Source organism: Parasphingopyxis sp. (genome assembly GCF_028279465.1).
GTDB lineage: Bacteria > Pseudomonadota > Alphaproteobacteria > Sphingomonadales > Sphingomonadaceae > Parasphingopyxis.
Genome location: NZ_JANQNS010000008.1, coordinates 334,152 through 341,091 on the forward strand (window position 1 = coordinate 334,152; position 6,940 = coordinate 341,091).

The 6,940-nt window shown below is 62.1% G+C and carries 9 protein-coding genes and 1 tRNA gene; 6 read left to right on the top strand and 4 right to left on the bottom strand.

The window, feature by feature from the left end:
* Nucleotides 1-4: 4 nt before the first annotated feature.
* The 5 genes from Q0974_RS05845 to Q0974_RS05865 all read left to right on the top strand — a co-directional run bounded on the left by Q0974_RS05845 (nucleotide 5) and on the right by Q0974_RS05865 (nucleotide 3,911).
* Entirely contained in the window at nucleotides 5-298 is a 294-nt protein-coding gene (locus Q0974_RS05845) for an NAD(P) transhydrogenase subunit alpha (protein ID WP_299323705.1), read from the top strand.
* Between the two features lie 83 nt (nucleotides 299-381).
* Nucleotides 382-1,806: an NAD(P)(+) transhydrogenase (Re/Si-specific) subunit beta gene (locus Q0974_RS05850; RefSeq protein WP_299323740.1), complete on the top strand. Its 1,425-nt coding sequence runs from the start codon at nucleotides 382-384 to the stop codon at nucleotides 1,804-1,806.
* Nucleotides 1,807-1,896: 90 nt separating this feature from the next.
* Nucleotides 1,897-2,592, top strand: a complete 696-nt coding sequence (locus Q0974_RS05855) for an amino acid racemase (protein ID WP_299323708.1) — start codon at nucleotides 1,897-1,899, stop codon at nucleotides 2,590-2,592.
* Between the two features lie 222 nt (nucleotides 2,593-2,814).
* On the top strand, nucleotides 2,815-3,762 hold the full coding sequence (locus tag Q0974_RS05860) for a winged helix DNA-binding protein (protein WP_299323711.1): 948 nt from the start codon (nucleotides 2,815-2,817) through the stop codon (nucleotides 3,760-3,762).
* A gap of 73 nt (nucleotides 3,763-3,835) precedes the next feature.
* Nucleotides 3,836-3,911: transfer RNA gene (locus Q0974_RS05865), tRNA-Val, on the top strand.
* A 69-nt stretch (nucleotides 3,912-3,980) separates the two neighbouring features.
* On the opposite strand, the gene Q0974_RS05870 is transcribed toward Q0974_RS05865, so the two are convergent.
* The 3 genes from Q0974_RS05870 to Q0974_RS05880 all read right to left on the bottom strand — a co-directional run bounded on the left by Q0974_RS05870 (nucleotide 3,981) and on the right by Q0974_RS05880 (nucleotide 5,679).
* Nucleotides 3,981-4,712, bottom strand: a complete 732-nt coding sequence (locus Q0974_RS05870) for an NAD(P)-dependent oxidoreductase (RefSeq protein WP_299323713.1) — start codon at nucleotides 4,710-4,712, stop codon at nucleotides 3,981-3,983.
* A 3-nt stretch (nucleotides 4,713-4,715) separates the two neighbouring features.
* Complete coding sequence (locus tag Q0974_RS05875) at nucleotides 4,716-4,892, bottom strand: hypothetical protein (protein WP_299323715.1); 177 nt, start codon at nucleotides 4,890-4,892, stop codon at nucleotides 4,716-4,718.
* A gap of 205 nt (nucleotides 4,893-5,097) precedes the next feature.
* A complete protein-coding gene (locus tag Q0974_RS05880; RefSeq protein ID WP_299323743.1) occupies nucleotides 5,098-5,679 on the bottom strand; it encodes a LuxR C-terminal-related transcriptional regulator in 582 nt (193 codons plus the stop codon).
* A gap of 182 nt (nucleotides 5,680-5,861) precedes the next feature.
* Between Q0974_RS05880 and Q0974_RS05885 the strand changes: the two genes are divergently transcribed.
* Complete coding sequence (locus Q0974_RS05885; protein WP_299323717.1) at nucleotides 5,862-6,086, top strand: HIG1 domain-containing protein; 225 nt, start codon at nucleotides 5,862-5,864, stop codon at nucleotides 6,084-6,086.
* 30 nt (nucleotides 6,087-6,116) lie between these two features.
* Here the strand turns inward: Q0974_RS05885 and Q0974_RS05890 are convergent, their stop codons facing one another.
* Nucleotides 6,117-6,680: a helix-turn-helix transcriptional regulator gene (locus Q0974_RS05890; RefSeq protein ID WP_299323718.1), complete on the bottom strand. Its 564-nt coding sequence runs from the start codon at nucleotides 6,678-6,680 to the stop codon at nucleotides 6,117-6,119.
* Nucleotides 6,681-6,940: the final 260 nt, after the last annotated feature.

Genomic DNA, 6,940 nt, shown 5'->3' on the forward strand with positions numbered 1-6,940 from the left:
TACCATGGACTTTATCTCAATCCTCTCGACTTTCGTGCTGGCCTGTTTCGTCGGTTATTATGTGGTCTGGTCGGTGACGCCGGCTTTGCATACGCCGCTGATGAGCGTCACCAACGCGATTTCGTCCGTGATCATCGTTGGCGCACTGATTGCTGCGGCTGCTGGTGGGGCTGCGGACGCCGAGGCAGCCAAATGGCTGGGTCTGGCCGGTGTCGTCCTCGCCTCAGTCAACATCTTTGGCGGTTTCGCCGTCACCGAGCGCATGCTTGCAATGTATAAGAAGAAGGAGCGCAAATAGTGAAAACGCTTCTTCGTACTGCCGCCGGTCTCGCCGGCGCGCTGCCGTTGCTGGCGATCTCTAGCCCGGCCCATGCCGCCACGATCGGCGAGGATGTACCGGCCTGGGTAGCGCTCGCCTATCTCGCCGCCGGCGTGTTGTTCATTCTCGCGCTGCGCGGTCTTTCGTCGCCCGAAACTAGCCGGGCGGGCAACCGTTTCGGCATGATCGGCATGGTGATCGCCGTGGCGACGACGCTCGTCACACATGAGGTTGCCGGTCTTGTCGAGATCGCCATCGCCATCGCAATCGGCGGCAGCATCGGCTTCGTCGTCGCGCGGCGCATTGCGATGACGGCGATGCCGCAGCTTGTGGCGGGTTTCCACAGTCTTGTCGGTATGGCGGCTGTGCTGGTGGCCGCGGCTGCTTATCTCAATCCCGGAGCGTTTGGGATTGCGGATGCGGCCGGCGTGTTGTTGCCGATTACCCGGGTCGAAATGGGGCTGGGCGCGGCGATCGGCGCGATTACGTTTAGCGGCTCGGTCATCGCTTTCGCCAAATTGAACGGCAATATGTCGGGTGCGCCGATCCTGCTGCCGGCCCGCCATGTCATCAATCTCGGTACGATAGCCGTAATTCTTGGACTGATCGTCTATTTCTATTTCGTCGGTTCGCCGCGCGTCGATACACCTTGGCTGTTCTGGACGATCACGATCCTCGCTTTCGCCGTTGGCTTCCTGCTGATCATCCCGATCGGCGGGGCTGACATGCCGGTCGTCGTCTCGATGCTCAACAGCTATTCAGGCTGGGCGGCCGCCGCGATGGGCTTCACGCTCGGCAATACGGCGATGATCATTACCGGCGCGCTTGTCGGTTCTTCGGGCGCGATCCTGAGTTACATCATGTGCCGGGCGATGAACCGGAAATTCCTGTCTGTGATTGCGGGCGGCTTCGGCTCTGATGGCGGCGGGGGCGGTGACAAGGGCGAGCGGGTCGAGCGGCCGTGGAAGGCCGGCTCGGCGGACGACGCGGCCTTCCTGATGAAACAGGCCGAGAAGATCATCATCATCCCGGGTTACGGTATGGCGGTTGCCCAGGCCCAGCATGTCGTGCGGGAGATGGCGGACCTGCTCAAGGAAGAGGGCGTTTCGGTCAAATATGCGATCCACCCGGTTGCGGGCCGTATGCCTGGCCATATGAATGTGCTGCTCGCCGAAGCGAATGTGCCCTATGACGAGGTGTTCGAGCTCGAAGACATCAACAGCGAGTTCAGCCAAGCCGATGTCGCCTTTATCATCGGCGCCAATGACGTCGTAAACCCGGCCGCGAAGACGGATTCCAGCTCACCTATCTATGGCATGCCGGTGTTCGACGTGGACAAGGCGAAGACCGTCTTCTTCATCAAGCGCTCGATGGGCGGGGTCGGCTATGCCGGCGTCGATAACGAGGTCTTCTATAACGACAACACCATGATGCTGCTGTCGGACGCCAAGAAGATGGTCGAGGAAATCAACAAGAGCCTGGGCTAATCCCAATTCGATAATCGTGCCGCAAAAGGGAACGTTTGCGGATATGCGCCGTTGTGTCGCCATGGCGACCCGACGAAGAAGGATTTCGGTATGCGTACACTGGGCCTGATCGGCGGGATGAGCTGGGCCTCGACCGCCATCTATTATGAAAAGATCAATCGCGGTGTCCGCCAGCGGCTGGGCGGACGGCACAGCGCGCATCTGCTGATCGAAAGCCTGGACTTCGAGCCGATTGCCGAGGCCCAGAATCGCGGCGATTGGGATATGCTGGGAAATCAGCTCGCGGAAAGCGCGCAACGATTGCAGCATGCCGGCGCCGAGGGCCTCGTCCTCTGCTCGAACACGATGCACAAGCTATATGGCTATCTGACCGATGCGGTCGATATTCCCGTTCTGCATATCGGAGATGTGACGGCGGCCGCGATGCGCGCCGAGAATATCAGCCGTGCCGCTCTGTTCGGAACGCGTTTCACGATGAGCGAGGGTTTCCTGCGCGACCGGCTCCGGGAACATGGCATCGATCTCGCCATTCCGGACCCGGAGCGTATGGCCGAGATCGACCGGATCATATTCGACGAACTCGTAATGGGCGAGGCGCCGGTCGAATCGAAGCGCACGATGAAAACCTTCATCACCAATCTGGAGAAAGCCGGAAACGAGGCCGTCGTGCTCGGATGCACCGAGCTCGTCATGGTCGTGAAAACCAACAGCAACGTTCTGCCAATATTCGATACGACGTCGCTGCACGCCGATGCCGCGCTGGACTGGATACTCGCGGCGGAATAGCCGCCTTAGGCCGCGATCCCACCATTTTGACTCCGATATGGATGGATTGCCGTGTCGCGCGCAGAGATATGGAATGACTGCTTTTCCTAAGCTTGAGCCAAATCCGCCTGCGAAGTGACCTGAAAACCAGCTCTGTGTAGTCCCCGTTACGGATGCATTCCGGGCTTCTCGGTCCGCTTTGGCGCGAATATAGCGAACATAGGCAGAACGGAGATAGTGGCCATGACGCAACCGGTGAGCGGCGAGCGGAACACGGGGGAGCCCGCTGCGATACTGATCGTCGCGGACAATCCGGCCGGGCAGGCGCGGTGTCGGAACGCCGTCGATGCGGTTGGCGGGCGCGTCGTCTGCGTGGCCGAACCGGAAAACGCTGTCGAGCGGATGGGCGAACAGATTGCGCTTGACGTGGCGCTTGTCGATCTGTCGGAAGATCATGGGCGTATGCTGGATGGCTTGCTGGCGGCGATCGAGGGCAATGCCCGCGCCGGCCGGCATCGCAGCGTGATCTCCGTACCGATCGAGTTGGTCGATATCGTCGATGCCCAGATCGCCCATGGCGATATCGCGATGCTCTGCGCGCCCAAGGCGATCGATCAGGCGGCGGCGCTAGGCCTGATGCTGGCGAACAGGCGGGACGCGTTTCACGATATCAACAGCGAGCGCGACGATGCGCGATTGCGGCGGCTGAGCGAGGAGGCGGGGCGCATTGCCCGCGCGCTTGCAGAACTGTCGCATGATGAACGCGCCCAGCCCAATGGTGACGATCATCGCCTCGCCGAAGCGCCGCACGCTTTCCATGCCGAGCCGGTGCGGGCCGAGGCGCTGCGGGCGGACGATATCCGGACGATGATCCGCATGCGGCGGTTGCGCGAACGCTTCTTCGATCGCGAGCTGTTCGCGGACCCGGCCTGGGACATGCTGCTCGATCTCATGGCGGCGCGGCTGGAAGGACGTCAGGTTGCCGTGTCGAGCCTGTGCATCGCCGCGGCGGTTCCGCCGACAACGGCACTGCGCTGGATCCGGACGATGACCGATCGTGGCCTGTTCGTGCGCCGATCGGACCCACGGGACGGCCGCCGCGTCTTCATCGAACTGTCGGACGAAGCCGCGCATGCGCTGGAAAGATGGTTCGCCGCGGCTCGGCAAAAGGGCGACTTGCTGTCGGGATAATCGCGGCACGGCGCAATCTTCCGCTTGCGCGGCGCGCCGGGATTTGGCAGGGCGCATGGCGCACATTTGGTGCGGGCGCTTAGCTCAGTTGGTAGAGCATCTCGTTTACACCGAGAGGGTCGGCAGTTCGAGCCTGTCAGCGCCCACCATTTCCCGCAATTTCAGATAGTTAGACGGGCAGAGGGCCCTCTTCTGGCGCGCGGCCCGCGCCGCTTGCATCAGACCAGTTCGTTTTTGAGCGCGAGCGGGCTCTCGTCGAGCTCGGACTCGCGACGCGCGATGGCCGGGGTTTCGCCGATATGCAGGTCTTCGGTCACGCAGCGCAGCAGGAAATCGGCGAGGTCGGCGTGGCGCGTCCTGAGCAGGCCATGCGTGATCTTTTCATCGGTCACCTGATAGTCGCCGGTATAGGGTCGATCCAAGAGCCATCCGGGCCGCGCCGCCGTCCAGTCGATGCCCTCCGCCCGGGCCAGCTCCGCCTCCATCCGTGCCATCTGCGCATAGATATTGGCGAGCGCCGGCATGGCGGTGACGCGGAACCAGAGCGGCCCGGCATCGGCGTCTTCGACGAAAGTCGCCGAAATCACGGCCAGACGGCGCACGCCGGTCTTCTGCATCGCCTGCACGATGTTCGCGGTGCCTTTCGTGTAAAGCGGCGGCGGATTGGCGACAGTGCGCACCGACATGCTGAGCCCGATCGCAGAGATCACTGCATCCGCGCTATCGACGAGCGGGGCAAGATCGTCGTCCATGACATCGGCGCTATGGTGGGAGACCGCCTCGCCATCAGGCGCGTCGAGCGGCCATTCATGCTCGACGGCGCGGACCGTCAAACCGCGATCGCGGGCCATCGCAACCGTGGCCGCGCCAGTCGTGCCGCCGGCGCCGAAAATCACTATCGTGCGGGCGTTTTCAGACATGACCGAGGGGGCGGTGCGATCGACCGTCACGCATCAGGTCAACATATCTTCGTAGAGATAGGCGAAGCGGCGATGCTGCGACGCATCGCGGCGGAGATTCATATGTCCGCGTTTGCTGAAGAAAAAGCGCGGCAGACGCTTCTGCTTCTCGTTCTTGCGGGCGATGAGACTGCGAATGCCGATCGCATTGTCCGCGCCGATAGATTTCATGCTTTCGCTGCGGCGGGACATAGCGGACCATCTCTCCATCGGATCAGAATGTTGCGATGACGGCACTGGGGAGGACAGAGCCAAGTTAGGGAGGGTGGCAGAGTCAAAAGCGCCAGTCACCGCAACGATCGTTGGTATCCTCTTTCGCCGCCGATTCGCCTACATGTCCCTTGGGACATACGACGGGTTCTCCGTTTGCGCGCGGCTAAAGTCCGGCTTCCACGGCGACCCGGATCATGTCGGCGGCGGTTTGGACGTTAAGCCGTTCCATGACGAGCGCGCGATGCATTTTTACCGTCCGTTCGGTGACGCCGAGCTCATAGGCGATCTGCTTGTTTAGCAGGCCCTTGGCCGCAAATTGCAGCACCTGGCGTTGTCGCTCGGAGAGGTTTTTCACCGCCTCGACCGCGCTCGTGCGCCGCGCGGTGGAGATATTGGCGGCGCCGTCCGGAATTTCGACCTGCGAACCGAGGAAATAGTCGAGTTCGTCCTGTTGATTGTAAATCGGCGCGACCAGCACCGCGTTGCGGAATGGCGTGCCGTCCTTTTTGTAGTTCAGGATCTCGACGAGCACAGAGGTCTTTTCGCGTACGCCGCGGCGGATTTCCTCGGTCAGCCAGGGTTCGGTACCCGGCCCGGCGAGAAAGCGGCAATTGCGGCCAATAATCTCGTCACGATCGTAACCGGTGAGCTCCATGAACTTCTCGTTCACGGCGACGATCGGATTGTCGGGCAGCCGGGGATTGCTGATCACCGATGCGACAGGGCTGTTGTCGATCAGCGTCATCAGCTCCGGATCGGGTTCCAGGGGAACCGGCGCGTCGGCCTCTTTCCCTTGCTCTTGCACTCTCTTTCCTCCCGGATCGTTTATAGGCGTCTTGGCGAACAGGCTGCAAGCGATGCGCGGGCCGGGCGACATGCACCATGGGTCATGGTGCAGGCGGTAGCGGGAATACCGAAATTACAATCATGTTCTGGTTTACGCTTTTGCTCGTCTTTGCCGCCATTGGCGGCACCGTCTATTTTTTCGTGCGCGGCATCGTCGCCTTTCTCGCAACGACCAAGGAGGATTTGGCCGGCGACGGGCCGAGCGAAGGCGCGCGAGCGCAGAACAAGGCCATGCAAGGCCGCGTCCTGCTTCAGGCCGTCGCTGTCGGTTTCGCGCTACTCGCTCTGATGCTGTTCAACGCCTGACGGCGCACCGGACCTCGCAAAAGGCGTGACCTAGAGGGCTCGCACGAGCCGGGTCGCCACGCCAATCCATGCCGGATCGTTCACGATCTGCTGCCGGCCGCCCGCGCCGAGCGGCAATATCTGAATTCGCTCGCCTTCGCGTCCGATCAGCCGGCCGAACAGGAAACGCCCGGCGGGCCGGGGCACGAGCACATCGCGGTTGAGCGCGCCGGCATATTCGTCCGGAGCGATCCGCTCGCACCATAGCTCGTCGCCGGCGCGATAATCTCCGACACCTGCCTCCACCTGTACCGCGACCGTTCCTCCACCGGGGCGGGGCGGCGTCAGCCGCGTCATATGCGCCGGCGCTTCGACGCCTTGCGCGCCTAATATGGCGGCCACTGGCAGATCGGGCTGTTCGGGCAGGGTGACGAGATCGCCGGCTTCGACATCGAGCGCCTTTGCGATCCGGTTCAGCCAGTCGACGGATACCGTGCGTGTGCCCGTCTCCAGCCGGCCGATTGTCTGGGCCGTCGTCGGCGGTTCGCAGCGATCGGCGACCTGCTGCAGGGTCAGCCCCTTGGCTTTGCGGATTTCGCGGATGGCGGTGATCATTGGGTCAAGTCTCTCCGCTTCTCAGAGTCTGTCGGACGGGTGACAAAGGTTTCCGGAATCTTTTGTCAGACCTTCCCTATCGGGAAATCGCGGCACCGGCCCACTCCCCCTCCCGGCCTCCCAATAAGTGTACCCTGTGGGAGGCCGGGAGGGGGAGTGGCCCGGTGCCGCGCCTGAGCGAAAACGAAGGTCTGACAAAGAAGCTTCCCTAACCAAATCGGTTTTTCTCTTTCCTACACTATTGCCGAAATGGCAAGTAG

What these genes read in the sequence shown, in the direction of transcription:
- Q0974_RS05880 (WP_299323743.1), bottom strand. Translation starts at nt 5,679, where the DNA reads ATGACGCTGATCGACAACAGCCCTGTCGCATCGGTGATCAGCAATCCC.
- Q0974_RS05875 (WP_299323715.1), bottom strand. Translation starts at nt 4,892, where the DNA reads ATGAAATCTATCGGCGCGGACAATGCGATCGGCATTCGCAGTCTCATC.
- Q0974_RS05885 (WP_299323717.1), top strand. Translation starts at nt 5,862, where the DNA reads ATGTTCTGGTTTACGCTTTTGCTCGTCTTTGCCGCCATTGGCGGCACC.
- Q0974_RS05845 (WP_299323705.1), top strand. Translation starts at nt 5, where the DNA reads ATGGACTTTATCTCAATCCTCTCGACTTTCGTGCTGGCCTGTTTCGTC.
- Q0974_RS05890 (WP_299323718.1), bottom strand. Translation starts at nt 6,680, where the DNA reads ATGATCACCGCCATCCGCGAAATCCGCAAAGCCAAGGGGCTGACCCTG.
- Q0974_RS05855 (WP_299323708.1), top strand. Translation starts at nt 1,897, where the DNA reads ATGCGTACACTGGGCCTGATCGGCGGGATGAGCTGGGCCTCGACCGCC.
- Q0974_RS05860 (WP_299323711.1), top strand. Translation starts at nt 2,815, where the DNA reads ATGACGCAACCGGTGAGCGGCGAGCGGAACACGGGGGAGCCCGCTGCG.